This is a genomic window from Streptomyces longhuiensis (genome assembly GCF_020616555.1).
GTDB classification, from domain to species: domain Bacteria; phylum Actinomycetota; class Actinomycetes; order Streptomycetales; family Streptomycetaceae; genus Streptomyces; species Streptomyces longhuiensis.
In genome coordinates this window covers 7,842,325-7,869,027 of sequence record NZ_CP085173.1, presented here as the reverse complement: position 1 = coordinate 7,869,027, position 26,703 = coordinate 7,842,325, and the positions used below count along the sequence as shown (strand labels likewise).

The 26,703-nt window shown below is 67.8% G+C and carries 17 protein-coding genes and 1 tRNA gene; 4 read left to right on the top strand and 14 right to left on the bottom strand.

Features of this window, described 5'->3' with window-relative positions; all coding sequences use genetic code 11:
* Nucleotides 1-77 precede the first annotated feature (77 nt).
* The 8 genes from LGI35_RS35795 to LGI35_RS35760 all read right to left on the bottom strand — a co-directional run bounded on the left by LGI35_RS35795 (nt 78) and on the right by LGI35_RS35760 (nt 13,496).
* Nucleotides 78-548: a hypothetical protein gene (locus LGI35_RS35795; RefSeq protein ID WP_227298410.1), complete on the bottom strand. Its 471-nt coding sequence runs from the start codon at nt 546-548 to the stop codon at nt 78-80.
* 619 nt (nt 549-1,167) lie between these two features.
* Nucleotides 1,168-3,357: an AIPR family protein gene (locus LGI35_RS35790; protein ID WP_227298409.1), complete on the bottom strand. Its 2,190-nt coding sequence runs from the start codon at nt 3,355-3,357 to the stop codon at nt 1,168-1,170.
* Between the two features lie 122 nt (nt 3,358-3,479).
* Entirely contained in the window at nt 3,480-4,994 is a 1,515-nt protein-coding gene (locus tag LGI35_RS35785) for an HsdM family class I SAM-dependent methyltransferase (protein ID WP_227298408.1), read from the bottom strand.
* Between the two features lie 79 nt (nt 4,995-5,073).
* A complete protein-coding gene (locus LGI35_RS35780) occupies nt 5,074-6,627 on the bottom strand; it encodes a class I SAM-dependent DNA methyltransferase (RefSeq protein ID WP_227298407.1) in 1,554 nt (517 codons plus the stop codon).
* Complete coding sequence (locus LGI35_RS35775) at nt 6,624-8,039, bottom strand: restriction endonuclease subunit S (protein ID WP_227298406.1); 1,416 nt, start codon at nt 8,037-8,039, stop codon at nt 6,624-6,626. The genes LGI35_RS35780 and LGI35_RS35775 overlap by 4 nt, the downstream gene beginning before the upstream one ends.
* A complete protein-coding gene (locus tag LGI35_RS35770) occupies nt 8,036-11,722 on the bottom strand; it encodes a DEAD/DEAH box helicase family protein (protein ID WP_227298405.1) in 3,687 nt (1,228 codons plus the stop codon). Before LGI35_RS35770 ends, LGI35_RS35775 begins: the two co-directional genes overlap by 4 nt.
* A 97-nt stretch (nt 11,723-11,819) precedes the next feature.
* Nucleotides 11,820-12,116 (bottom strand): HAD-IA family hydrolase, encoded by a 297-nt coding sequence (locus LGI35_RS46650; protein ID WP_423835747.1) that lies wholly within the window; start codon nt 12,114-12,116, stop codon nt 11,820-11,822.
* Between the two features lie 1,306 nt (nt 12,117-13,422).
* Nucleotides 13,423-13,496: transfer RNA gene (locus tag LGI35_RS35760), tRNA-Pro, on the bottom strand.
* A gap of 150 nt (nt 13,497-13,646) precedes the next feature.
* On the opposite strand from LGI35_RS35760, the gene LGI35_RS35755 reads away from it, so the two are divergent.
* Together LGI35_RS35755 and LGI35_RS35750 are read left to right on the top strand one after the other, a co-directional pair.
* Complete coding sequence (locus LGI35_RS35755; RefSeq protein ID WP_227298404.1) at nt 13,647-14,360, top strand: thiamine pyrophosphate-dependent enzyme; 714 nt, start codon at nt 13,647-13,649, stop codon at nt 14,358-14,360.
* Nucleotides 14,361-14,433: 73 nt separating this feature from the next.
* Nucleotides 14,434-15,348 (top strand): transketolase family protein, encoded by a 915-nt coding sequence (locus LGI35_RS35750; RefSeq protein ID WP_227298403.1) that lies wholly within the window; start codon nt 14,434-14,436, stop codon nt 15,346-15,348.
* Here LGI35_RS35750 and LGI35_RS35745 read toward each other — a convergent pair.
* Both LGI35_RS35745 and LGI35_RS35740 read right to left on the bottom strand, forming a co-directional pair.
* Nucleotides 15,314-16,738, bottom strand: a complete 1,425-nt coding sequence (locus LGI35_RS35745) for an MFS transporter (protein ID WP_390955225.1) — start codon at nt 16,736-16,738, stop codon at nt 15,314-15,316. The genes LGI35_RS35750 and LGI35_RS35745 overlap by 35 nt on opposite strands.
* Before the next feature lie 110 nt (nt 16,739-16,848).
* The gene (locus LGI35_RS35740) at nt 16,849-17,211 is read right to left on the bottom strand and encodes an MmcQ/YjbR family DNA-binding protein (protein ID WP_227298402.1); all 363 of its coding nucleotides are present in this window, start codon (nt 17,209-17,211) and stop codon (nt 16,849-16,851) included.
* A 909-nt stretch (nt 17,212-18,120) separates the two neighbouring features.
* Between LGI35_RS35740 and LGI35_RS35735 the strand changes: the two genes are divergently transcribed.
* Nucleotides 18,121-21,510, top strand: coding sequence for a ThuA domain-containing protein (locus LGI35_RS35735; RefSeq protein WP_227300675.1), 3,390 nt, complete (start codon nt 18,121-18,123; stop codon nt 21,508-21,510).
* An 11-nt stretch (nt 21,511-21,521) separates the two neighbouring features.
* Nucleotides 21,522-22,367: a sugar phosphate isomerase/epimerase family protein gene (locus LGI35_RS35730; protein WP_227298401.1), complete on the top strand. Its 846-nt coding sequence runs from the start codon at nt 21,522-21,524 to the stop codon at nt 22,365-22,367.
* Nucleotides 22,368-22,403: 36 nt separating this feature from the next.
* Here the strand turns inward: LGI35_RS35730 and LGI35_RS35725 are convergent, their stop codons facing one another.
* From LGI35_RS35725 to LGI35_RS35710, 4 genes are all read right to left on the bottom strand, one after another.
* Nucleotides 22,404-24,056, bottom strand: coding sequence for a transposase (locus LGI35_RS35725; RefSeq protein ID WP_227298400.1), 1,653 nt, complete (start codon nt 24,054-24,056; stop codon nt 22,404-22,406).
* Nucleotides 24,053-24,628 carry an IS607 family transposase gene (locus LGI35_RS35720; protein WP_227298399.1) on the bottom strand — a complete coding sequence of 192 codons (576 nt, stop codon included), beginning with the start codon at nt 24,626-24,628 and terminating at the stop codon, nt 24,053-24,055. The genes LGI35_RS35725 and LGI35_RS35720 overlap by 4 nt, the downstream gene beginning before the upstream one ends.
* Nucleotides 24,629-24,789: 161 nt before the next feature.
* A complete protein-coding gene (locus tag LGI35_RS35715) occupies nt 24,790-25,611 on the bottom strand; it encodes an ABC transporter ATP-binding protein (RefSeq protein ID WP_227298398.1) in 822 nt (273 codons plus the stop codon).
* Nucleotides 25,612-25,648: 37 nt separating this feature from the next.
* The gene (locus LGI35_RS35710; protein WP_227298397.1) at nt 25,649-26,677 is read right to left on the bottom strand and encodes an ABC transporter substrate-binding protein; all 1,029 of its coding nucleotides are present in this window, start codon (nt 26,675-26,677) and stop codon (nt 25,649-25,651) included.
* Nucleotides 26,678-26,703: the final 26 nt, after the last annotated feature.

The following is a 26,703-nucleotide window of genomic DNA, read 5'->3' as shown; positions in this document are numbered from 1 at the left end:
CCACTGGCTGCCACCCTACGGGCATCAACACGACGAAGCCACGAAGGGCCTACGACCAGCGGACTCGTCCGCGTCTCTCACTGGGGTGCCAGTTTGCCGTCAGTTGTGGCCCAGGGGATAGATGCGAGCCCGCCCAACGCCGACAAGGCCCGGCAACCGCCATGGGGTGCCGGGCCTCCGTACATTGGGTCTGGTGCACGATCGGGTGACATCTTCCCGTCCCGGTCCCGCAGGAAGCATCGGAACCGGTCCACCCTGTCGCGCAGGTCCATCATCAGGTTGCGGGCCTGCTGGGCCACCCCCTCCCCGTTCGGGTGGGTGGTGATGCCGAGGATGTGCACCCGGCGCGTTTCGACCTTCATCACGAACAGCACGTACAGACGCTGGCAGAAAGCGGTGTCCACATGGAGGAAATCGCAGGCCCGCAGCCCGGAGTCCTGGACGTGTAGGAAGGATGACCAGCTGTCGCGCGCCCGCTGGGGCGCGGGCGGCACCTTCGCCCGCCGCAGCACTGCCCGGACGGTGGCCGCCGACACTGCGACGCCCAACCTGGCCAACTCTCCCTGTACGCGCCGGTGCCCCCAGCGGGATCTCCCTGTCCAGGCGCAGGATCAACTCCTGTGTTTCCTGGGGGTATTGGCGGCCGTCCAGCTTTCTTGTTGGGGAAGGTCCAAGCGTCCGCGACCAACTCTCGGTGCCAGCGCAGCAGCGTCGCCGGGGTGACGAAGAAGCTCCCCCAGCGCTCCTTGGGCAGCAGCCGCGACAACGCCGCGAGCAACACCCGGTCTCCCGGCTCCAACTCAGGTCGGCCGACCTGTCGTCGCAGCACCGCAATCTGACGCCGCAGTACCAGGATTTCGACGTCCTTCGCCGCACTGCCCAGCATCCGCAGGCCCGCCAGCTCCAGCGCCCGGCGCGCCACCAGATAGATCCATGACCACCGCATGCCCCGATCATGTCCGAGCCGGCAGCCCTCCTGCAGCCGGTCATCGCAGACCAGCGGCCCAAACCCGGGTCTTCACGCGGGACAAGGCCGTGCAACAGGCCCGGAACGTCGCCACCTCGGCTAATGGGGGAGATCAAGGTGACTTCACTCCCGCCCGAAGGCCTCAGCCTCGTCCTCCCGCCTGCCGCAGCAGGAGCAGCAAGAGAACGCAGCCCTCTCGGTCAGCTTGTCTCTTGCTCACCCAATCCATCGCTCTCCATGTCTTCGAGCAATCGACGAGCGAGGTCAACGAGGGTGTCTCCGCCCTCAGTCGCCCAACGAGCCGTGCCCTGGTTGGAGACGGGACGCTCCTCCCATTCAGCGAGCTCCCACATGCGGGCGATGAGCCCGGAGGGCGAGTAGCGGTTGCCGTCGGCGGCCCACAAAAGCGGCTTGGTGTGGTGATTGACCCACGTGGCTCGCGCGCGCAGTTCGTTGGCGGCGAGCCAAGGCTCCAGGGCTTTGCGCTCGGGCTCGATGTAAGTGTGCAGGAACATCGGCGCGCCATCCTTCAACGCACCCTGACCTACGATGACGTGTACAGCATTGGGCCGACGGCGCTTGCGTTCCCGGGTCGGAAGATTGCGGTACTTCTCCGGGAGTTCACTACCGACGGTCGCCCCCGAGTCAAGGGTGTCGAGTACGTCCGTCACCAGCGCACGCACCGACCCGGCATCCGCGCACAGATACTGGATACGGGAGCGCTCGCCGATCGCATCCATGGCCATGACCAGAGCGGGGACGGCGCGAGCAAGCAGCCCCGGCACCTGACGGATGGCGTTCTGCGCCCAAGCAAGCGTGGGATCGGGTTCCTCGATGGTCCCGTCGGCCTCGTCCGCGTCACGGAGCTGCCGGAACACCAAATGGGCGATGAGGTACGTCCCGTGCTCGACGGCGGCGGCGGCCCTGCCTGAGTAGCTCTTGCGAAGTTCGGCCAATCCCGCGCGTACGGCACGCAGCACTCTCACCGCGTTCCATAGCAGGAAGACGCTCGGCTGCGGGCGGAAGAGCGCGTCGTACACGCCCTGTCCGCCCCGCTCCCAGAGAACGTCCAGGTTCGACGCGATGCGGGCCGCGTACTGGCTTCCCGGATGTGCACAGGCAAGGGCACACGCCGCCTCCACCACGGAGCAGCCGGCGTCCTGCATCGGTTCCAGCTCGCCACGCCGCACCCCGTAGGCGAGGCCGAACTCGGCCTCCATCTCCTCGATGAGGGCTGCCTGTACCGGGTCGAGGGAGATGAAGTCCCTTGCCTCCACGCTGTTTTGACGGTTGGTAGCGCGGGTTGCCTGTTTCGCGAACTCCGTCGCCCCACCGGTGACGATGACCCTGATCCCGACGTCCGCCGCGTACGCGTCGTTGCCGCCCTTGGCGACGGCATCGGCGATCGAGCGGACCGTCTGGGCGCCGTTGACGACGCTCGCTCCATGGATCTTCAGGTTGAGTGGATACCTCTCCGGCACTCCGATCTGCCGGTGCGTCGCCTCCAGGGACTCGCATAGGACAGTGATCCCGTTGTTGAAGTACCAGAAGTGATTGGGCTCTTCGACGAGCGTGGTGACGAGTTCGTTGTTGATCGAGGTCAGGCCGAGCGGGTTACGGATGTTGCGCGCGAAGAGACCATTGCCCGCCTGCGCCCATGAAGCGACCTGATCCGCTGACACCACGCCCTGATAGGACTCGTACAGGTTGGGAAGCTTGAACCAAGGGCTGAGGTCGGCTTCCAAGTCGATGGGCTCGTCCGCTATGTCGTCGCGCACCAGGGCGTAGATCTCGCGGGCGAGGATGACCTTGTGGCCAAGCCGGTCCCCGTGGTGATTGAACTCCCGTTCACCGTTTTCCAGAGCCTGGCGCAGCTCAGCCGACAGCGGATCGGTCCCCATGAGCACGATGACCTGCGTAACCGGAGCCATGCCACTGACCATCAGCTGCTTCGCCTGCTCCGCGAGGAGCCGCCCGCGCGGGTTGAACTGGGCGAACTGCTCGCTGTCGATCAGCCGCAGGCCGGCGAAGAGACCGTGGATCACAGGGAGCTTCGCCGTGGCGTTCCCCTTGTTGGACCACTTGCTCTGCACCAGGTAGACGTGCTTACGGTCGTGGTCCACCGCGATCGCGTCGATGCCCTGGTCGGCTCCACCGTCGATGACGGTGAGCGCGGCATCACTCGGGCTCCAGCCGGTGACAATCCGTACGGCGTGCGCGGCCAGCGCCCGGCTCCGGAAATTGCTGACCCGACTGTCCTCGGAGTGGTTGGCGAAGTCGCTGACGTCGATGAGGTCGGCATAGGTCTCGTCCAGGGCCCGGGCGACCTGACGGACCTGAGTGGGCACGTCCTGAGTGGATGGACGAGAGGTGCGGTGCGGTGCGGGCATGTACGCGAAATCCCCGTTCTTCCGTGCGACGACGGGCTTCGTCGACATGTTGCGGCTGTGTGCGGCTAGTACGGGCAGAGAACTACCCAGCGGTGCGACTCCCCCGGCGGACTCGACCGGCCTTACGCAAGGCTCTCCGCCACCGTGCGGAAGCGTTTTCCCGCCTCGTCAAGGTGCTCGGCAATGGACAGAGCGATCTCTCCGGGGGAGCCGAAGTCGTCGAGGGTTGCGGCGAGGCCAGCCTTCAAATCAAGGCTCACACCTGGCCCTTGGAGCAGCTCGCTCACCGGGTACGAATGAAATCGCGGGGACGTGGTGCGCCCTCTATGGTCGAGCTCGCCGGGCCGGTAGGCGGCGAGGAAGTCCGCGAAATCGGCCTCGGTGAGGGGCCTTCCCGTGTCCGTGTGGTGGTTGTCGGTCCGGGCGTCGTACACCCACAGCTCGCGGGTGGCAGGCTCACCGGTCGGCCGGGGAACGGACTTCGTGAAGAAGAGGATGTTCGACTTGGAGTTGGTGCCGTGGAAGATGCCCGTGGGGAGCCGCAGCAGAGTGTGGACGTCACAGTTCTTGAGGAGCGCTTCGCGGACGGTAGCCGCAGCACCGCTACCGAAGAGGACCCCGTCGGGAACGAACACAGCGGCCCGAGCGCCCTGCGGCAACGTGATGGCGAGGTGCTGGAGGAAGTTGGTCGGCAGGTCGGCCTTCTGCGCCCAGAAGTCGTCGCGCTGGTCGGTGTCGGGCACGACGTCGCCGCTCTTGAACGGGGGGTTGCAGATAGCCACGGTCGCGGCCACGTCTCGGTGGTACCGGCGGGTTGCGACGCCCTTTGCCTTGAGGGAGTCTGCGCGCAGGACGGGCGGCATGTCCGAAAGGACGCGTCCTGTGTTGAGCAGGATATTCATGGTGGCGAACCGGCACATCTGGGCATCGATGTCGGCCGCCGCGATAGCGGTCGAGTCGACATACGTGCCGGAGGCGGCCATCTCCCGGTGCGCAGCAATCAGCGTGCTGCCGAGGCCACCGGCCGCGTCGATCACTCTGTCTTCCCCGGTAACGGCGAGGGCCTTCGCGACGACGGCGAGGAGCGGAGGCGGGGTGAGTATCTGACCGGTCTGTCGCTTGGTGAGGAAGTCCTCTCGACACTCGGCGAGTATGGAGGAGAACGCTTCACCGAGGGCGCTCTGCGGTACGGCGGTCCACTGGTAGGGGGCGAATTCCTCGACGACGAGCCGCCTGAGCTCGGACATCCGGTCTATGTTCCAGGGCTGGGCATCGTGGAAGAGGACGCTCGCGGTAGCCCTGCGTGGATCAGTGGGGTTGGGGGCGCCGAGCTCCTCCATCAAGCGGGCGAGGAAGGCGTGCAGGTCCTCCCCGTTGAGGTCGGTGAGCGTGGGCCAGGTGCCGGCCGGGGCGATGGGCAGTTTGGCGAACCGCCCAGGGCGCTGGGTGTGTTCGTGGTCGAGCTTGAGGAAAAGCAGGTAGGCGATGTGCTCGACGAACTCAAGACGGGTCAGGGCCTTGGTGCTGGTCTTCTCCCGATAGAACTTCCACAGGCGCTCCGTGATCCGCCTGCTCGTCCATTCGGTTTCCTGCCGCTCCCCCGCCGCTCCTCGACCGATGCCCCGCCCGACCGTCATGCTTCGCCCTACCTTCCGTCGTGCTCCCGAGCGGGCCTGGGCCTCACGGCCCTGTCGACCCGCTCGGGGTGACGGCGGCTTACCGCTCTTGCGCTTCTTCGCCTTCGGTGGTGCTGTCGTCCGCGGTCTGCACACCCGTCTTGAGTGCGCGGGCCACTGTGGTGAACTGGGCCAGGGCCGTCTCCAGTTCGTCCACGATCTCCTGGGCGATCACGTCGGGAGACGCGAAGGCTGTGTCGGAGGACGAGGCGGACTGAAGGACCGACAGGTCCAGGTTGACCTTGTCGCGAGCGATCAACTCATCGTAATCGAACGCACGGAACCGTTCACTGGGCTTTCGCGACGAGTAGTCGGAACCGCCGGAGTGATAGGCCGCGACGAAGTCGTCGAGATGCTCGCGGCGCAACTGGCGCTGCTTGAGGGTGAAGCGCTGATCGGTGCGGAAGTCATAGACCCAGAGTTGGCGGGTGCCGGGGCGGCCGCCGGAACGCTGACCGGTCTTGTCAAAGAACAGGACATTGGCCTTGACGCCGTTGGCATAGAAGATGCCGGTCGGGAGCCTGAGGAGGGTGTGCACGTTGCACAGGTCGAGGAGATTGCGGCGGATCGTGGTGCCCGCGCCACCCTCGAAGAGGACGTTGTCGGGAAGGATGAGGGCGCCCCGCCCGTTCGTCTTCAGCAGGTTGTAGATGTGCTGGACGAAGTTGAGCTGCTTGTTGGTGGTGGGGGCCCAGAAGTCGGTACGAGCGGTGTACGCCTCGCCGGTCACGGAACCGACGCCGAAGGGCGGGTTGGCGAGCACGATGTCGTAGTGCTTGTGGATCGGCTTGGCCAGCGAGTCCTGAATGGTGATCAGCGGTTTGGCCTCGGAGGTTCCGATGCCGTGCAGCAGCATGTTCATCAGGGCGAGGCGGGCGGTCTCGCGGACCAGCTCGTAACCGGTGATCGAACCGGTCTGGAGCTTGCGGCCCTCGTCGCCGTACAGCTCGTCCTCGTAGTGAGTGGCGATGTGGGCGTGCGCGGCGATGAGGAAGCCGCCAGTACCGCAGGCCGGGTCGGTGATCGTCTCGCCGATCTTCGGCTGGATGCAGTCAACCATGGCGTCGATGAGCGGGCGGGGGGTGAAGTACTGGCCCGCACCCGTCTTGCGGTCTTCCGCACCACGCTGGAGGAGGCCTTCGTAGGCGTCGCCCTTGAGGTCCTGGTTCTCGGTGGTCCAGGTGTGCGGGTCGATCAGATCCTTGATCAGACGTTCCAGGACGGCCGGCTCATGGATCTTGTTCGACGCCTTGGTGAAGACCTCGCCGAGCATGGTGCCGCCGCGCTGACCGAGGTCCTTGAGGATGAACTCGTAGTGGTCGAGGAGCGCTTCGGCGGACCGGGTGGTCAGGCTCGTCCAGTCGCGGCCCTCGGGGACGAGGGGTGCCTCGGGGGCTTTGCGGCGAAACTTGGCGGGGCGCTTGGCGCGCTCGTCGGCCATCTTCAGGAAGAGGAGGTACGTGAGCTGCTCGACGTAGTCGAGAGTCGAGACGCCGGAGTGGCGGAGCAGCTCGCAGTACGACCAGAGGCGGTTGACGAGGGTGGAGGTCGAGACCGGGGCGGCCTGCTTGTCGGTACTCACGGCGGTGCTCACAGGGGAAGTTCTTCCTGGCCCGAAGAGGCCGGCTTGCTGGTGGTCTTGCGTGGGGTGCGCTTGCGTACGGGCTTGACGGCAGCCTGACGCTGGGCGCAGATGCGGTCGAGCAGAGCTGAGGCGGGCTCGTCGGCGGGGTCTTGGGGGACGAGGGTGCCGGTGAAAGCGGCGTGGAGGAGAGCGCCACGGAGCACTTTTGCCTGCACACTCGCATCCTCGATCACCGTGTGCATTGCAGCGACTTCGCTGCGACGATGTGCCAGCTCCGCCAGTATTTCCTTCTGGCGGCCCACCGGGGGAAGTGGAACGCGAATCTTTTTAATAAGACCCAGGCTCAGATTCGGCTGAACACCACCAGAGGCCAACGCCCTATTCTCCTCATACAGGGCCTCAAGGAGCGCCACCACCCACGCACGCCTCGATTCATACTCAGGATCAAGCTCGATTCCCGCACATGCCTGATTGGTGGTCGCACGAATTCCTAGCACAGCACATTTGCCACGAGTCTTCCCTTCCCCGTACATCGCCATAAGGATCGTCCCCGGAAGGTACTCCTTCACCGATGTCTCAGCTAGCGCAAGATTCGTAATGAACTTATCTGCGCGATCGACATACGTTTCGTTAAGAAGGGAACTGGTAACCCACGGCACAGACCCATTGTCATAATAGTCCGCCCTAGCCTTCAAAGGGGTAGCGCCTGATGAAACCTTGGCCATGTCACCAATCGTCAAGCACTCCCACGAGGGGGCCTCCGGATTCGCCTTCGTAGCCCGAGCGAGTAGCATCACTTCAAAGGTGCCCAACTGGCTCCGGGCTTCCGCAAGAGCCGCCTCGCCGACCTCGATGTGGGTGAGCTGTTCGTCCAGCTTGGCAACGATTCGGCGCTGCTCAGAGAGGGGCGGAACCGGGATTTCAAGGTTCGCCAGATAAGAACGCGGCACTCGGCGCTGCCCAACCGCGCCAGACATGTGCTGTTCGGCGACGCGTCGCACGTTTCGCTGAAGAAGGTAATGCATCAGATATTCAGGGAGAACTCCCCCCGCACTGCGGAGCACGTGGAACTCAGTACTCCCCAACGCCCGACCTCCAACGAGGCCTTGCGCCTTGGCAATTTTCCCATTCTCCATGCACGGCGTGATCTTCGCAAAGAGAACGTCGTTCTCCTGAAATCTGGTCAGCGATTTCTTCTTGAAGTCACCGAACCGCACTTGCGTCGAAGCATCCACCCGACCCGATTCCGCCTCAACCAAGGCCATCGGAACCTGAGAGATCAGGTCATCGTCGTCCGGTTCTTCGTCGAACGCTCGCGGATTAACCTCGCATAGTTCCCCGATTCGAGCGCGAACCCACCCCTCCGGCAGCCCCTCCCCCGGCGCGATCGCCACTGAATCCCCCACGCCCGAGTCCGTCACGCGCCCAGCTCCTTGTCCAGTTCGTCAATGATTTCTTCCGCCCGATTCGCACCGAATTCGGCGAGGAATCCGTCCGTTCCGTTGCGCGTGGTGAACGGGGCGTAGTCAAGGTCGGCGGTGTCGAAGCGTACACGCTCGATGGTCGCACCGACGATGTGGTCGAGCCACCAGCGTTCGCGCGTACTGAAGCTGACGCCGGACTGTTCCTGGCGTGCGAGCCAGGCCGAATACCGCTCCTGTACGGCCTCTTCGTGAGGGCGGGGCGCCGGGGCTCCGCGTTCTGCACCGCCGGCCAATTCGTAGCGCAGGAGGGCGAGGAGGTCGGCAGCGGTGCGCTTGGCCCGCTTGCGCACCAGTGCCTGGCCGAGGTTCTCGTACGCCTTCCAGAGGGTGTCGGGGGTCCAGGAACGCGGCGGCCTGGCTACGCTGCGGGCCACGTCCTGGAGGCGTCGTAGGGCGGCGGCGGGTGGGATGTCGGAGTCGGCGCCGAAAGCGATGGTCAAGGCCGCGATCTCGTCGCGGTTGTCGTCGATGTACTGCTTCCAGCCGCGGACGGTGGCCTGTGCGCTCTCCTCGTCGTCGACGGCCGCGCCCGCCCGGACCAGCGCGTCACGGCTGTTCTCGTCGTACAGGATGTCCTTGGCGCGGCGCATCTCCAGGAGCCTGGCGCGCAGTACCGGTGCGGCGGCAAGTGGTTTCAGAGCACGTTCGATGAGGTCGCGGACCGCACGTTCGGGGTCGCGGCCGGCGCGCTCGGCGGCCTCGCGGGCCTCCAGCTGGTCATCAGTCGAGACCGCTTTGACCATGCCGTGGACGATGTCCTTCAGCGATACGCCACCGCTGATTCGTTCGATCTCGGCGCGCTCCTCGCTCGTCATCTGGAGATCGAGTTTGGCGAGGCGCGAGGCGAGCGTGGATACCTCTTCCTCTTCAATCGTGTGCGCGGCAGTCTTACGGAGCAGCTTCTCCAGACTGATCTGCTTGTCACTGTGGCGCTCCAGGGGCGCGGCGTCGACCTTCGGCTTTCGTGTGACGCCGACCGCGTCGACCATGACGAAGCGGGTCTTGGGGCCGACGCCGGGTGTCACCCGCTCGAAATCGGTGAGGGAAAGGGTGCGCGCACCCCGGCCCTTCATCTGCTCGAAGTAGGCCCAGCTCTTGACGTCCCGCAGGAAGATCAGGCATTCGAGGGGCTTGACGTCCGTGCCTGTGGCGATCATGTCGACGGTGACCGCGATACGGAGCTGGGGAAGGTTGCGGAAGTCGGCGAGCCGTTCGGCCGGTTTCCGGGCCGCGTGCGTGATCTTGGTGCAGAAGTCGTTGCCCTTGCCGAAGACGTCCCGGATGACTTCGACGATCTCTTCGGCATGGTTGTCGTTCTTCGCGAAGACCAGGGTCTTGGGGACGTACATCTCGTCCCAGAGCAGTGCGCCGGTATCCCGGTCCCGCTTGGCGCGCTCCGGGAAGATCTCTGTAAAGAGACGGTCCCGGAAGGTCTGGATCACCGTGCGCAGCTGGTCCTTGCTGATGATGCCGACGCCGACCTCCTTCGCTCCGTACTCGATGTCCTCGGCGATGTCCTCGTAACGCTGGCGGCGGGTACGGCGGTCGCGGACCGGGACCGTGCCCTGGGCAATGACCCCGCCCTCGCCTGTTATCCGTGTCTCGATCTCGTACACGGAGAAGTCGACGTTGACTCCGTCGGCGACGGCCTCCCGGTAGGTGTACTCGCTGACCAGGTTGCCGTTGAAGTAGCCGAAGGTCTGGGCGACGGGGGTGGCAGTGAGCCCGACGATCGGGGCGTCGAAGTACTCCAGGACAGAACGCCACTTGCCGTAGATGGAGCGGTGACACTCATCAACGACGATTAGGTCGAAGGCTTCAGGAGGGATGGTGTCGTTGTAGCCGACCTCGATATCTCCAGGCACGTCGTACGGCAGATCGGCTTCGCTGCCCTCGCCTTCAGGCAGCGAATCGGGAAGACGACGGCCGGTGAGCTCCATGTAGAGGCGCTGGACGGTGGAAATGACGACCTTCGAGGAAGCCAGCATGCCTTCGGCGCCCAGCCGCTGGACGTTGAAGAGGTCGGCGAACTTCCGGTGGGTATCCGGGGTGGTGAAGTTCTCGAATTCAGCGAAGGCCTGTGCGCCCAGGTTGTTGCGGTCCACGAGGAAGAGAACGCGTTCGGCGCGAGCGTGTTTGAGCATGCGGTAGGCGAAGGTGACCGCCGTATACGTCTTGCCGGCCCCGGTGGCCATCTGAACAAGGGAGCGGGACTGGCCCATGCCGTGCTGGCCTCTGCCGAGGGCAACGGAGTTCTCCACTCCCTGGACGGCGGTGATCTGAGCCGGGCGCAGCGGGCGCTCGTCGAGTTCGGGCATCCGCAGCCGCAGCCGGGCCCGGTAGCTGGGGGCCTGGGGGTCCTCGTCGGCTTGGCGCATCCAGCGTGCCAGGGTGCGCGGTTGGTGGAAGGAGAAGATCCGGCGGGTGCGGGAATCGGGGTCGAGTGTGGAGCGGAAGCGGGTCTCGCCTCCATCGCTCACGTAGCGGAACGGCAGCGGGGTGCGCCAGGCCACCAGACGCTGCTGTGCGTCCGTGAGGTGGTCGGCATATCCATTGGCCTGGGTCTCTGCTGCCGAGAGGTCGGCGCCCTCCCTCTTGGCCTCGATGACGCCGACGAGCTTGGCCTCCACGTACAAGGCATAGTCCGCGCGGCCGCGTGCGGTGGTCACCTCACGTACGGCGACTCCGCTGCCGCGCCGGTCGCCCTGAACATGAAGGTTGAGGCCCGATGCGGCGTTCTGGACGTCCCAGCCAGCCTGCGACAGCATCTCGTCGAGCCTGGAACGGACCTGGGCCTCGGTGAGGGGCTCTCGGGAGGCCTGCTCCGCATTGTCGAGGAGGCGAGCGCGCTCCGCGACCGCGGCGGAGGCAGCGGCGGTGCTGGTGGCGTCGGCCCGGTGCCGGTGAGCACGCTCCCGGTCGGCCGCCGTCTCGATGGCCGCCAGCTGCGCCTGCATAGCGGCGACCTGGCGGGCCAGCTCCTCGCGCTCAGCCTGGGCCTGGGCGAGTTCGCGCTCGGCGGCGGTGCGCGCATCCTGCTCGACCTGGGCCTGGGATGCCTGGTCCTGGTAGCTGAGCCGGGCCTCCTCGAGTGCCTTGCGGGCAGCGGCGACATCGTCCGCCAGCCTGGCGTTCCGAGCGGCTAGAGTCCGGTCCGGACTCGGCGGTACGAAGGTGAGCTGTTCACGGGAGCCGGTGAGCAGACGGTGGTACCAGACGCCGAGCCGGAAACAGGCACGCAAAGCGCGGAAAGCATCTTCGGCACTGTCGTGGCCTTTGTGGTTGGCGTCATTGCCGAGTGTGCGGACCTCGTGGAACGCTTTGCCGACGTCTCCGTGGAGATAGCCCTCCCGGTCCAGAGCCTTGAGGCGGTCGAACTGGGCACTTCCCTCGACCCGGACCCGGCCGCGGCTCACCAAGTCCTCCGCGAGGGCTTCTCCGAACTGCCGCGACTTGATCAGCGAGGTGTTGGGATCGTCGAAGACGTGGCTCTCGGCAGCAGCCCCGTAGGCGACGAGGAGCGGAAGGTCGGGCAGAAGGAATCCAAAGTTCCTGGATTGCTGAGCGAGTCGTGCCAGCCTGGCGTCCGCCGCCGAACCGCCTGCGCTGCCTGCACTCATGTGACCCTGCCGCCTTCTCCAACTAGTCCGTGCCCACCCATTGGACCCGGGCGTGAACACGCTTCTCACCAGACGGGTGCGTGATCCTCCATCGACCCTAACGGTGCAGGTCCTCACACCGCCAAGATTTCTGGCGACACCGAACGAGGCCGCAGTTGGGCTCACGCGGCGCGAACCGCAGTGACGTCGAGGATGGCCTCCAGTTCGGACACCACCGCGGCCTGTCCGTGACGTGCATAGTGGCGATCCCCAGCTCGATCGCAGGCGGAAGATTCACCGCATGATCGTCCGCGAAGACACACCGCTCGGCAGGCAACCCGATGCACTCCAGGGCGAGCCGGTAGATCGATGGATCCGGTTTGGCCGTCCCGACCAACTCCGTTACGACATGCACGTCGAACGGGTCTCAGATGCCGACGTGCTCGTACGGGTCGAGGCCGTAGCTGTTGACAGCAGGGCGAGCCGATGACCGGCGGCACGCGCGAGCGGATCATGCGACGAGGCACAGGCACCTCGGACCAGGGCCGCCCCATCAAGTTCACCGGATCCAGATGCGCCCCGAGAGGGGCAGCCGTGCCCTCGTTCCACGAACCGCTGGGCCGCATCCATCCTCAACTTCTCGCGGAAGCCCCGCCGCTCGTCGGTCCGCCTCCTTGTGCATACCGCATGCAGTCGGCATACCGGAGGGATCACGGACCGTCGGCCCCTGCCGACACCACGCTTTAAACGTCAGCAGTACCCCGGCAAAACCGAGGATCAGGCCGCGCTGCTCACGCCCGGATCAACCATCAGCTGTGCTTGCCGTCGCCCAGATCGAGCAAGGCCGTGATGACGCTGTCGACGCTTTCGCGTCGCGACGTGGCTTCGAGCGGCAATGCCGTCGATGCGCTTCTCAGCTTCCGGCGGTGACACCCTGGGGCCCGCAACAGCTCGCCGATGCGGGGGCATGCCGACGATCGTCGCCCACCCGCGGGGGCTCCGCCCGTCGGGTGCAGCCAGTCTTCGCCCGGGCTCTCGCAGGGTCGAACACGAGTAACCCCGCTCGGCTTCACCGACTGCCTATACCGCCGGCGAAGAGTCCGCTTCTGTCGGTGGTCGCGCGGGGCGCTCGCCGGTCAAGCCCCCGGCCCGTCGAGGCCCTGGGCTCGGGCGAAGCCCGCCGTTGGCGGTGCCTCGCCCGACGGTGAGGCAATTGGCGGGGGGAAGCCCGATCTACAGCTGCAGCGAGCCCGCTCTGTTTCCCGTCTGCTGCACCTCTCACCTGCGCAGCATCTCCCAACCGCGTTCAACTTCTCGATGCTGCACGCAACGGCCCGGACAGGAATCCGGCATATGGGGTCCCTGAAATCGGACATGGGGCCAGGATTTCGCATGGCCCCATACCGTCGGTTCCAGTTATGGGGACGCCGCTCCCAGCCCCGCTCCCACTGGGAGCGAGTGTGACCTGTGCGAAGAGCACAAGCCCATACCCAAAAGGCCCCCCGAACGAAGGGGAGCCAGCCGTCACAAAACGGGCACGAATGTGAACGCATGGCCAAGAAATCGAATATGTGGCCAGCGGGCCGAGTGGGAGCAATCCGTTACGGGGACTGCGAGGGAGCGTACTCCCTCCCATCGCTCCCAGGGAGCGGGCCCGGAAACAGAAAAAGGGCCGTTATAAAAACGGCCCTTCACCTGCGACGTTCGATACGTTCGAACTGTCGGGACGACAGGATTTGAACCTGCGACCCCTTGACCCCCAGTCAAGTGCGCTACCAAGCTGCGCCACGTCCCGGTGCTCGTCTGACCTGGGCTTTCCCCTGGCCGAACGCGCACGGAAACCATACCGCACTCGGAGCCGTGGTCGCGCACCCCTTTCCTCCGAGGCCGGCGCGTGGCAGGTCGCTCTTGACCTCAAGCTGGCTTGAGGTTGCACGCTCCTGTCATGACAACGACAGCGGCACGTACAGCGGCGGCCTCCTACTCCTACGAAGACCTTCCGGCCCTCATGGCACGCATGACCGGCGACGAGAAGCACGGCCCTGCGGCGACCTCCACCCTCGATGTCCTGTGGGTGCTCTACGACCGCGTACTGCGGGTGACGCCCGACGGCGTACGGGATCCGGAACGTGACCGGTTCCTGCTGTCGAAGGGCCACGGCCCCATGGCGTACTACGCGGTGCTCGCGGCGAAGGGGTTCGTGCCGGTGGAGTGGCTGCCCGGCTTCGGGTCGTACGACTCCCCGCTCGGGCACCACCCGGACCGGGTGCTCGTCCCCGGCGTGGAGATCGCGAGCGGGTCCCTGGGGCACGGGCTGCCGATCGCCGTCGGGACTGCACTCGGGCTTCGCGCGCAGGGTTTCGCGGAGCCTGCGGTCTGGACGCTGATCGGGGACGCCGAGCTGGACGAGGGCAGCAACCACGAGGCCATCGCCTTCGCGGGGCCCGCCGCCCTCGACCGGCTGCACACCGTCGTTGTCGACAATTCCTCGGCCAGTCACGCCCGGCCCGGCGGTATCGCCGCCCGCTTCGAGGCGGCCGGCTGGTCCGCCGCGACCGTCGACGGACGCGATCACGAGGCCCTGTACGCCGCCTTCGCCGCGCCGCACCCGGGAAAGCCGCGCGTGGTCGTCGCCCGTGTCGAGCCCAAGAACGGCTGAGGCGCGGCGCCTCTCTCTGCGCCGCCCTCTCTCCTCCGCTCGCTTCTCTCTTCCCAGGAAGGACACCCACGTCATGGACACCATGCGTGATCGATTCGCCCCTGTCGTCTCCCGGCTGCTCGACGAGGACCCCCGGGTCGCCGTCGTCCTCGCGGAGATCGGCAGGGACCGCTTCGTGGAGGCGGAGCGCCGGCACCCGGACCGGGTGATCAATGTGGGCATCAGGGAGCAGCTGCTCATCGGGACGGGCGCGGGGCTCGCGCTGACCGGGATGCGGCCCGTCATGCACACCTTCGCCAGCTTCCTGGTGGAGCGCCCCTTCGAGCAGGTCAAGCTCGACCTCGGGCACCAGGACGTGGGCGGGGTCCTGGTGAGCGCCGCTGCCTCCTTCGACTGGCCGTCCGGAGGCTTCACGCACATGGCGCCGGGCGACGTGGCCCTGCTCGACACCCTCGACGGGTGGACCGTGCATGTGCCGGGGCACCCGGACGAGGCCGAGACGCTGCTCCGGCACGCGGTCGGCGCCGGTGACGACCGGGTGTACGTCCGCCTTTCGGTGCAGTCGAACAAGGACGCACTCGCCGTCGACGGGGAGCGCTTCCTGACTGTCCGCGAAGGCCGGGGCGGCGTCGTGGTCGCGGTCGGGCCGATGCTCGACGCGGTCCTGGCCGCTACGGAGGGCCTCGACGTGACCGTGCTCTACGCGACGACCGTGCGGCCCTTCGACGCTGGAGCGCTGCGCCGTGCCGCCGGTGCGGCCGACGCCTCCGACGTGGTGATCGTCGAGCCGTATCTGGCGGGCACGTCGACTGCGGCCGCCAACGACGCGCTCGCCGATCTGCCGCACCGCGTGCTGGGGCTGGGCGTGGGCCGCCGTGAGCTGCGCCGGTACGGACAGATCGAGGAGCACGTGGCCGCGCACGGCCTCGACCCCGCGTCTCTGCGGGATCGGATCAGCGGCTTCCTCGGCGGGCGGGCTCGCGGCTAGAGGCGGCCTTGTCCAGGCTCCGGCCCGGCACCGGCACGGTGCTGTCCACCCGTATCAGGCCCCTGATCGCGGGGACGGAGAGCAGGGCCGCCGCCACGAGGACGGTCGTGACGCCACCCGCGAGCAGGACGTGGCGGGTGCCGAAGACCCCGGCGGCAGGGCCCGCGAGCGCCTGGCCGACCGGTGTCATCGCGAGGGAGCCCGCGACGTCGTAGGCGTGTATGCGGTTGAGGACGTCGCGCGGGACCTGGGTCTGGATGCTGGTCGCCCACATGACGCCCCAGAACGACATGCCCGCGCCCGCGACGACCGCGCCCGCCGCCATCCACTCCACGCCGAATCCGGCGCCCACGGTCGCCGGGAACAGGCTGAAGCCGAACAGGGCGACGGCGCCGGCACGCAGCATCCGGCGGGGGCGCAGCCGCAGGGCGCAGACGCCGCCGATGACCGTGCCCAGGCCGAGCGCCGAGTTGACCAGGCCGTAGGCGCGCGGGCCGTGCTCCTGGACGACCTGCGTGGCGATGAGCGGGACGGCCGGGCCCCAGGCGGCGATCATCAACACGCACCAGATCGCAATGACTCCCCAGAGCCACGTGCGCGATCTGAACTCCCGCCAGCCCTCGACGAGATCGGCCCGGAACCCGCTGCCCCGGATCGCCTCGGTGCCGGGCTGGGCCGGAGGCAGCCGGAGCAGGAGCAGGCACAGGGCGCTCAGACCGTACGTGCCCGCGTGAGCCGCGAAGACGACTCCCGGCGAGGCGAACGCGACGAGCATGCCGGCGACGGCCGGACCCGCGAGCTGCGCCACCGACTCGGCCACGCGTATCGCGCCGTTCGCCGCCTGTACGTCGGTGGCGAGGCGCGGGACGGTGCTCGCGACGCCGGGCTGGAAGAGGGCGGCGGCCGCGCCGTTCACCGCGCCGATCACACAGATCTCCCACAGCACCACGTGCCCGGAGAAGAACATGACCGCGGCGAAGGACTGGGTGACGAGACGTGTGAGGTCGGCGCCGATCATCAGCAGCCGGGTGTTGAACCGGTCGGCGAAGACGCCGCCGAAGATGACGAGCCCCGCGAAGCAGGCCACGGAGGCGGCCATCGCGAGGCCGACGGCGCCCGCGCCGTACCCGTGCTGGAGCAAGCCCGCGGCGAGCGCCACCGGCAGCATCGTGTCCCCGAGCTTGGCCACGGCACGCGCCGAGAAGAACAGACCGAAGTCCCGCGACCAGATGCCCCCGCGCGGCCGTCTCGGTTCGCTGGGACCAGCGTTCGATCCCCCAGCCGAATCCCGCGGCCGCCCCGATTCATCAGGACCAGGAATCGCCCCCCCAGCCGAATCCCCAGCCCGCTCCCGGTCCTCCCCCGGCCCCCGTGGCCCTTCCTTCGACATTCCGCCCATGCCTGCCCGTACCCTCCCCGGCGGCGCGGCGGCCCCAGCGGCTCCGCGTCCCCCACCCCTGCCGGATCATGCCACGCGGCACTGACAGAGCCCCGCGAATATCAGCCCGTCGACTCCGGCGGGCCCAACTCCGGGTGGGCGTCCAGGAGTCGGCCCGGGGCGGCCTGGCGCCAAGAATCGGTGAGGATGTCACGCAGCTCGTCGCCGTCGTCGAGCGCTGCGAGCCTCACCCGCACCCACGCGAAGCCGGCCTCGTGGTCCGCGATCCAGAACTTCTTCGGCTCCGCGAGAACCAGTTCGTCGCGCTCCACCTTGGGGCAGCGCACCGCGATGGAGGTCTCCTCCTCGGGCATCGTGGCGAACATCTTCCCCGCGACCCGGAACGTCGGCATGCTCCAGGCGATCTTCTCCGTCACCTCCGGCAAAGCGAGTGCGATGGAACGTACGTCGTCGGCGTCTTGCATGCCAGAAACCGTAGCCAAGCCCACTGACAATCGCCGGTCGGAACGTATGCGCGGGCGGGCGGTCCACCGGTTCGGGCACGACCGGCACCGGGTCCCCAAACAACAGCCAGTCGGCCCGCCAGTTCGGGCGCCACCAGCACCAGGCCTCCACGAACGACTGCCGACCGGCCCACCAATTCGGACGCGACCATGCCCTGCGCCCCGCAAACAACGACCGGCCCGCCCTCCACTTCCGGCGCCACCGCCATCAGCCCTCCGCGAACGGCGCCCGGCCGGCCCACCAGTTCGAGCGCCACCGACACCGGGCCCCAGCCCCGCGAACAACAGCCAGTCGGCCCGCCAGTTCGGGCGCCACCAGCACCAGGCCTCCACGAACGACTGCCGACCGGCCCACCAATTCGGACGCGACCATGCCCTGGGCCCCGCGAACGGCGACCGGCTCACCACTTCCGGCGCGACCAGCGCCAGGCCCCCGTAAACAGCGACCAGCCCGCCCACCACTTCAGGCACCACCACCGCCCCACCATCGACACCCACCCCACGCCTTCGCCGGTGGCTGTCACCCGATCCTCCGCGATGGCGCCGCCCCCTCCCCACCCCCTGGCCCGTTCGGACCCATTGACCCCTCTCCGCCCGGAACCTACGCTAGCGACGCCATCGGGAAAGCGCTTTCTAGGCGCTCCGGCATTCCCGCAGCACTCACCGCACGCCCGAGTCGGCCCACCGGCCAACAGCCCAGGGAGCGCCATGAGTTCTACGAGTTCCGCCACACCCGTACCGTCCGGGAGACACGGTCCTCCCGTGCGCACCACGTCCACCGCGCGAAGCCCACTCAGGCGGCGAGGCCCGCACAGGTGCTCGCCCTGGACCGTTCTCCTCGCGCTCGTCGCCCTCGTCGTCGGCCTCGGTCTGGCGGCCCCGCCGCGCGCCGAGGCCGCGGCCTCGTACCGCGTGCTCGTCTTCTCCAAGGTCACGAACTTCGCCCACGACTCGATCCCGGCGGGTATCGACGCGATCAAGAAGCTCGGCAGTGAGAACGGCTTCGAGGTCGAGGCGACCGACGACGCCGCCGCGTTCACCGACGAGAACCTCGCCCGCTTCAAGGCGATCGTCTTCAACAACACCAACTCGACGCCGGAGTCGGGCGATCTGCTCGACGCCGACCAGCGCGCGGCCCTCCAGAAGTACGTCCGTGGGGGCGGCGGCTGGGTCGGCCTGCACGCCGCTTCGGCCAGTGAGCGGGACTGGGGCTGGTACGAGGGGCTCGTCGGAGCCATCTTCGACCAGCATCCCGCCGTACAGACGGGCCGGATCAAGGTCCTCGACCACGCGCACCCGTCCACGAAGGGGCTTCCGGAGCTCTGGGAGCGTACGGAGGAGTGGTACAACTGGCGCACCAACCCCACCGGGAAGGTGCACACGCTCGCGCAGGTCAAAGTGCGCGACGGGGTCACCGGCCTCGACGAGGGCGTCGACCACCCGTGGTCGTGGTGCCAGAACTACGACGGCGGACGCTCCTGGTTCACCGCGGGCGGGCACGCCAAGTCGGCGTACGAGGAGGCCGGTTTCCTCCAGCACATCCTCGGCGGCATCCAGTGGGCGGCCGGCGACAAGCCGGGTGACTGCTCGGCGACCAGGACCGGCAGCTTCCAGCGCACTCCGCTCGCGACGGCCGACCTCGCCGACCCGTTCGAACTGGCCGTGGCGCCGGACCGGCGCGTGTTCTTCATCCAGCGGACCGGCAAACTGAAGATCATCGACCAGGAGACGCTGAAGGTCACCACGGCGCTCGACCTCGCGTACACGCCCGAGATGACGAGTCAGTCGGACGGTCTGCTGGGGCTCGCGCTCGATCCGAAGTTCGCGGACAACCACTGGATCTATCTGCTGAACTCCGACAAGACCGAGAAGCGGATCAATCTCTCGCGGTTCACCGAGTCGGGCGGCAAGGTCGACCCGGCGTCGGAGAAGCGCCTGCTGACCCTGCCGACCTGGCGGGGCGAGGGGCGCGCCAACTCCCATATGGCGGGCTCGATCGCGTTCGACAACAAGGGTGACCTCTACATCGCGACGGGCGACAACACCGACCCCTTCGCGTCGGACGGGTTCAACCCGATCGACGAGCGTGAGGGCCGGCGTGCCTGGGACGCGCAGGGCACCGCGGGCAACACGAACGACCTGCGCGGCAAGGTGCTGCGGATCACCCCGAAGGCCGACGGGACGTACGGGGTCCCCGAGGGGAACCTGTTCGCGCCCGGCACCGACAAGACCCGGCCCGAGATCTACGCGATGGGCATGCGCAACCCGTTCCGGATCACGACGGATCCGGTCAGCGGGGCGCTCCTCGTGGGTGACTACGGTCCCGACGCGCGCAACGCGGTGGCCGACCGCGGGCCCGAGGGCACGGTGGAGTTCAACCGCATCACCGAGGCGGGGAACTACGGCTGGCCGTACTGCATCGGCGACAACACCCCGTTCAACGACTACGACTTCGAGTCGAAGACGTCCGGGGCGAAGTTCGACTGCGGCCACCTCGTGAACGACTCGCCGAACAACACCGGCCTGCGCGACCTGCCACCCGCGCACGCGGCGTCGGTCTGGTACGCGTACTCCGCCTCGGAACAGTTCCCGGAGCTCGGCACCGGCGGCGGTGGCCCGATGAGCGGTCCCGTGTACGCCTACGACCCCGCGAACCCGAACAAGACCAAGTTCCCCGAGTACTTCGACGGGAAGTGGTTCAACTACGAGCTGACGAGGCAGTGGTTCAAGACCTTCTCGATCCAGGACAAGGACCAGACGTTCACGGATCCGCGGTTCAAGCCGGCGAGGGCCGGCGATCTGCAGTCCATCAACTCCGTGTTCGGCGACATGAAATGGAACCAGCCCTTCGACGCGGACTTCGGTCCCGACGGGGCGCTGTACGTCATCGACTTCGGGCTCGGCAGCGGCACGGGCCGCGGCGGGAGCAACGAGGGTGCCGGCATCTACCGGATCGACTACGTCGCCGACAGCCGCCTGCCGGACGCGCGGGCAGCAGCTGCGCCTGACAGCGGTTCGGCACCGCTGGCCGTCACGTTCTCCAGCGCGGGTTCGGGTCTGCCGGACGGCAAGCCGGTCACGTACGCCTGGGACTTCGACGGGGACGGCACCACCGATTCGACCGACGCGAACCCGAAATACACGTACACGAAGAACGGCGTGTTCACGGCGCGGCTGACGGTGACCGGGCCGACAGGGCTGACCGGACTGGCCGTGCAGGACATCACCGTGGGGAACACGCGGCCCAAGGTGACGATCCAGCAGCCGCCGAACGGCGGGACGTTCAGCTTCGGCGACACGATCCCGTTCAAGATCAAGGTGGCCGACCGGGAGGACGGGCGTCCGATCGACTGCTCGCGCGTCGTCGTCCAGTCCCAGCTCGGCCACGACTCCCATCTGCATCCGCTGGACAACTACACGGGGTGCGCCGGGGAGATCGTGACGGACGCCGGGGACAGCCACGGTCCGGGTCAGAACCTGTACTACGGCATCAGCGCCCAGTACGAGGACAAGGGCGGGGCGGGCGGCGTGCCCGCGCTGACCGGGTCGGCGTCGCTCTCGCTGCGTACCTCGTTCCGTGAGGCCGAGCACTTCACGAAGACCGGTGGCGCGCACGACGGCGTCGTGGTCGCGAGCCGCGCGGACGCCTCGGGCGGCAAGCGGCTCACCGAGATCGAGCACGGGGACTGGGTGTCCTTCGATCCCGTGCACCTGAAGGGCGTCGACTCGGTGACCGTGGGCGCCGCGTCCGGCGGGATCGGTGGCGACGTCGAGTTCCGCGTGGGCTCCCCGACCGGCGAGCTGCTCGGCAAGGTGTCGGTCCCGAACACGGGAGACTGGGGCAACGTGGTGTCCCCCACCACCCAACTGGCCGACTACGACGGCACGTTCCCGCTCTACGCCGTCTTCACCAATCCGCAGTGGAGCGCCGACAAGCCCGACCTGTTCGCGGTCGACTGGCTGCACTTCAACGGGCCCGGGGTGGAGAAGCGCGCGGGCGCCAAGGTGAAGGTGAGCGCGACCCCGGAGGCCGGTGCACCGCCGCTCACCGTCGCGCTCAAGGGCACAGTGAAGCTCCCAGAGGGCCGTACCGCGGCCTCGTACCACTGGGACTTCGGGGACAACGGCAAGCCGAGCGGTACGGAGGGCGCCGACGCCCAGCACGCGTACGCGCGCGCGGGTGCGTACACGGCGCATCTGACCGTCACCGACGACAAGGGCGACACGACCACCGGCTCGGTCCGGATCACGGTGAAGTGAGAGGTGTGGGCATGAAGAGCAGCAGAAGGGCCTTTCTCGGTACGTCGTTGGGGCTCGCGGCAGCGGTCGGTACGGCGCTGCCCGCGTCGGCCGGGCAGCGGCGGCGCATCCCGCGCGGTGGCATCGGCATGCACCTCTACACGATGCGTGACGTCCTCGCGAAGGACTTCGCCGGCACCGTGGAGCAGCTCGCGGAGATCGGGTACGCGACGGTCGGTGTGAGCGGGCGGCACGGGTACGGGGCGGCGGACATCCGGCGGATGCTCGACACGGTCGGCCTGCGCGCGGTCCTGGAGCATGTCGCGTACACGACGCTGACGGGCAGCGGGCTGCCGCAGGCGCTGGAGGATCTGCACACCCTGGGCGCCAGGTGGCCGGTGGTGCCCAGCCTGCCGGGCTCGATGCACAGTCCGGCCGGATACCGGGAAGCGGCGAGGGAGTTCAACCGGATCGGGGCCGCGTCGCGCGAGGCGGGGCTCGGCCCCGTCCTGTTCCACAACCACGACGGCGACCACGACGTGCTGGACGGGGAGAACCTGTACGACATCCTCGTCCGCGAGACCGATCCGCATCTGGTCGCCTTCGAGCTGGACGTGTACTGGGCGTCGAAGGGCGGCGCCGATCCCGCCACGTACTTCGTGCGGCACCGGCGCCGCTTCCCCGCCCTGCACGTGAAGGACATGGCGCCCGACGGCGGGTTCGCCGACGTGGGGTCGGGGACGCTCGACTTCGCTGCCATGTTCGACGACGCACAGGTCGGCGGCGTGAGGCAGTGGCTGGTGGAGCACGACACCCCGAAGGACCCGTTCGCGACGGCCCGCAACAGCTACGAGTACCTGGCGGCGCTGCGGTACTGAGGAGGCCGGTGCAGGAGACCGGAAAAGGGACCGTTCCTAGTCAGTGTGCAGGAGTGAGTCTTGGACCCACTGCCCGGCACTGCGCGCATCCCGAACGGTTTTGGATGCACTGGTCACCCGCGTCCCCTGTTGTGTACCCGCTCGGGCACGTGCATCGTGTGCACGGTCCGTGACGCGTGGGCGGGTTCCCTCACGCTCCCGGATACCCGGTCGGGCCTGGACGGTCCGATGCCCACGACGATCACTCTGGTCGTCGTGGGGCGGTGCCGTCCGTCGCCGGATCGGGTGCCCGAGGGCGCGTCGCCCGATCGCGATGCCGGCGGCATCGTGACGGGACATCGTGCGGCGGGGTGTCCGCATCGGCTTGCGCCAGTGCTGGTCGCCCCACATCGAGGTGTAGGCCGGATCAACGGCCACGATGGACAAGCCCACCTCGGCGGCCATGGAGACGAGCCGGGCCTTGAGCTTCCCGGTCGGGATCCCTGAGATCAGCTGCCGGAACCCCTTCTTGCGGCCGTGCTTCTCGCGGGTCTTCTCGGCGGTGAAGTCCAGGTTCTCGATCCCGATGGCGGCAACGCCGCAGCTTTTCGCCCAGTGCAGGAGCCGGGTGATGGCGTGCCGGATCTGCGCGTCCCGGTGGCCCGCCGTCCCGCTGAGGCCGTAGGAGAAGCAGTGCGGGTCGCCTACCGGGTTGCCGTGCGGGTCGAGCCGGTACGCGGCGAAGTGATCCGCGTTCGTGTCCACGCCGATCATGCCCTTGGCGCGTGCGCTCTCCAACGGGATCGTGTGGACCACCGGCCGCTGCCACGAGGCGGTCAGGTACCAGCGGCCACGTTCCACGTCGTAGTGGATGCGGTAGGCGACAGCCCGGTTGCCCTCGATGCGGTCGGCCCACTCCTGGCCCCGATGCGCGAAAGCGACCCTGGAGACCAGGACATACCGGCCGTGCTTGCTGTTCGCCAGGCTGGCGAGCGGGGCCGGCAGCTTGATGGACACTTCGCCGTCGGGGGTGACGCGGATCGTCTCGTTCCCGTACCGCTTCCCGGACTCGCCGTCAGCCTGGAGGAACCAGCGCTGGGCCTGCCAGCGTTCCCGCCACTGGGCCTCGGTGAGCTGCGTGGCTTCGAGGTGGTGCCGGTTGCCCAGCAGCTTGCGGCCACCACGCACCACCTGCACGACACCGGCCTCCCAGTCCGCACGCGCCACGTCGAGACGGTGTTCCAGGATCGCCAGGCGCCGCGATTTGTGGAACCACTCGCCCTTGGAGCGGTAGCCGCCCGCAGCACCCTTGGCGCCCTTGTCACCGAGCGGAAGGGACAGACGGTGCCTCAGCATGCGCACACCGGCCTCAAGGCCCTGGATGTGGGCGAGCTGGCAGCGGCGGGACAAAGCCCACTGGTCGTGCGTGGCCTTCGTGATCGCTCCGGCCCACCGCGACGACGAGGCGCCCGTCAGGTCCCGCTTACGCGCCGCCCACCTCTCGGCGCCATGGTCACCCGCGTCCCGGCAGCGGGCCTTAAGGTCGCGGGACGCGAGGCGTCCGAGGTGTTCGCCGGCCAGGCGCAACACCTTGATGTCCTCGGGCGTGAGGTGCTTGAGACGGTCGCGTATCGCAACACCGGACGGCCCCAGGGCGACGAACGGCGCATCGATGGCACGCAGCTGCTGCTTCTTTTTCGGCTCAGTCATCGGACTCCAGCCGCCTCAAGAGCCTTCTTTGCCCGGTTCTTCGCGGAACGACGCCCGTACAGGCGGGCGCAGAACGAGGTCAGTACCTCCGCCATGTCCCGCACCAGATCGTCTTCCACCTCACCCTCGTCCAGGACCACCAGACGGCGGCCCGTCGCGGATAAGGCGGCCTCGACGAGTTCCACGTTCATCCGGCCCAGGCGGTCCTTGTGCTCGACCACGACCGTCGTCACATCCGGGTCGGCCAGAAGGCGCTTCGCTCTGGACCGGCCACCGTTCATGCCCGACCCGATCTCGGACTCCACACGCACCACCCGGTGACCGGTGCTGGCCGCCCAGACGGCCAGGCGCGCCAACTGCCGCTCCAGATCACTCTTCTGGTCATGCGAGGAGACACGGGCATACAGGCCCAGACCGCCCGTCACGGACGGTGAAGAGTCTGCCTCGATGTTCACCAGGATCGTGCGCGGACCGACCCGCTGAGCAGGTACCGGCAACGTGCCCTCACGGAACCAGCGATACGCGGTATGCGGATGCACACCATTCACTATCGCCCACTCCTTGAGGTTCACACGAAAAACATAACACCCACTCAGAAGCTTTAATACACAATAGAGTTGACTCAATCACGAGCAGTTCTGAACCCCGCACCCCGTGACGCTTGCGGAACAGCGTCGCGGGGTGCGGGGTCCCTGCCGTGTGCGTAAGGCGTACGCGTGGTGCCGGTGCGGGCTCAGTCGTGCGCCGAGACCGCCCCCAGAAGTTCACGGATGCGGCCCGTCGCCGTGCGGAACTCCGGGGTGGCGAGCGTCGCCGCGTAGTCCCGCTCCGCCGGCAGGCCGACGTCGATGATCTCGGTGACGGTGCCGGGGCGCGGGCTCATGACGACGACGCGGTCCGCGAGGTAGACGGCCTCCGCGATGGAGTGGGTCACCAGGAGGACGGTGGTGCGGGTCTGGCGCCAGATGCGGTTCATCTCGACGTTGAGCTGCTCGCGGGTGAGCGCGTCGAGGGCGCCGAACGGCTCGTCCATGAGCAGGACGGGCGGCTCGTGCAGCAGGGCCCGGCACAGGGCGACCCGTTGCTGCATGCCGCCCGACAGCTCGTGCGGATAGGCGTCCTCGAAGCCGGTGAGGCCCGTCATCCGGATCAGTTCGTCGGCACGCGCGCGTGCCGCTTCGGTGGCCATGCCGCGCATCTCCGCCTGGAGCAGGATGTTGCGGCGCGCCGAGCGCCACTCCAGGAGGGCCGCGCGCTGGAACACGTACCCGATGTCGTGGCGCGGGCCGCGCACCCGCTCCCCGTAGAGGCTGACCTCACCCGACGAGGGTGCGAGGAGCCCCGCGACGAGCTTGAGGAGTGTGGACTTGCCGCAGCCGGACGGTCCGACGATGGCGACGAACTCGCCGGCCGCGACGTCGAGCGAGACGTCGGCGAGCGCGGTGACGTCCTTCTTCTTCGTACGGAAGCGGACGTCGACGTCCGCCGCGCGCACGGCGGCCCCGACGTGTGCGCTCGCTCCGTCGGCCTTCTTCAGTGTCGCGTCCTTCGGCATGGTGCAGCTCTCCTTGTGGGCTGTACGGGACGAGTGCTCAGCCCTTGATCCCGTTGGCCGAATCCCAGTAGTCCGCCACCGGCTTCGGGCTCTTGACCATGCCCGCCTGGGCGAAGACGTCGATGGTCTGCTGCCAGTCGGCCTCGGTGTTGGCGCCGGGCGCCTTGCCCTGCGTCGCGTCGGTGTGCAGGAGGGTCAGGGTCGTCTTGAACTGCTCGGACAGCACGGTCTCCGGCGGGAGTTGCTCGGACGCGCCCTTCATGGAGGCGACGGCGGGCTCGGGGCTCTTCTCCGCTGCGGCCCAGGACTCGCTGACGGCCTCGACCATGCGCTTGGCCAGATCATCCTTGCCCTGAAGGGTCTTGGGGCCCGCGATGAGCCCGTTCGAGTAGAAGTTCAGGCCGTGCTCGGAGAAGCGGAGGTACGAGACGTCCTTCTTGGCCTTGTTCTGCATGGTGGGGCCCTGGTCGCTCGCGTAGCCGAGGAGGGCGTCGGTCTTGCCCGACATGACGGCGGCGATCTTGCCGGCCGGGTCGGTGTTCTGGACCTTGACGTCCGACTCGGCGAGGCCGTTCTTCTTCAGGAAGATGGGGAACGTCTTGGAGAGCGCGTCGCCCGCCGTCCCCGCGATGGTCTTGCCCTTGAGGTCCGCCGGGGACTTGATGTTCTGGCTCGCGAACGACTGCACCGACGCGGGCGTCGTCTGGAGGAACACGCCGAGGCTCTTCACGTTGACGCCCTGGTCCACGCCCGCGAGCACGGCGGGGGTGTCGGCCCAGCCGAAGTCGGTCTGGCCCGCGCCCGTGGCCTGCACGGTCTTCTGCGAGCCCTGTCCCGCGCGGATCTCCAGGTCGATGCCGTGCTTCTCGAAGATCTTCTGCTTCTTGCCGTAGTAGAACGGCGCGTGTTCGCCGTACGGGTACCAGTTGAGCGTCAGCGTGACCTTGTCGAGCTTCTTGCCCGAGTCGCTGGTCGTCGTGGATCCGGAGTCGTCGCCGCAGGCCGTCACCGTGAGGGCGACGAGCGTCAGGGGGACGAGTCCGGTCAGGAGTCTGCGCGCGTGCATGGGGCGGCCCTTCTCGCGGCGGTCGG

Coding starts and splice junctions, on each gene's coding strand:
- LGI35_RS35790 (WP_227298409.1), bottom strand. CDS start 3,357: ATGCCCGCACCGCACCGCACCTCTCGTCCATCCACTCAGGACGTGCCC.
- LGI35_RS35785 (WP_227298408.1), bottom strand. CDS start 4,994: ATGACGGTCGGGCGGGGCATCGGTCGAGGAGCGGCGGGGGAGCGGCAG.
- LGI35_RS35770 (WP_227298405.1), bottom strand. CDS start 11,722: ATGAGTGCAGGCAGCGCAGGCGGTTCGGCGGCGGACGCCAGGCTGGCA.
- LGI35_RS35755 (WP_227298404.1), top strand. CDS start 13,647: ATGACAACGACAGCGGCACGTACAGCGGCGGCCTCCTACTCCTACGAA.
- LGI35_RS35750 (WP_227298403.1), top strand. CDS start 14,434: ATGGACACCATGCGTGATCGATTCGCCCCTGTCGTCTCCCGGCTGCTC.
- LGI35_RS35745 (WP_390955225.1), bottom strand. CDS start 16,738: ATGTCGAAGGAAGGGCCACGGGGGCCGGGGGAGGACCGGGAGCGGGCT.
- LGI35_RS35740 (WP_227298402.1), bottom strand. CDS start 17,211: ATGCAAGACGCCGACGACGTACGTTCCATCGCACTCGCTTTGCCGGAG.
- LGI35_RS35730 (WP_227298401.1), top strand. CDS start 21,522: ATGAAGAGCAGCAGAAGGGCCTTTCTCGGTACGTCGTTGGGGCTCGCG.
- LGI35_RS35725 (WP_227298400.1), bottom strand. CDS start 24,056: ATGACTGAGCCGAAAAAGAAGCAGCAGCTGCGTGCCATCGATGCGCCG.
- LGI35_RS35715 (WP_227298398.1), bottom strand. CDS start 25,611: ATGCCGAAGGACGCGACACTGAAGAAGGCCGACGGAGCGAGCGCACAC.
- LGI35_RS35710 (WP_227298397.1), bottom strand. CDS start 26,677: ATGCACGCGCGCAGACTCCTGACCGGACTCGTCCCCCTGACGCTCGTC.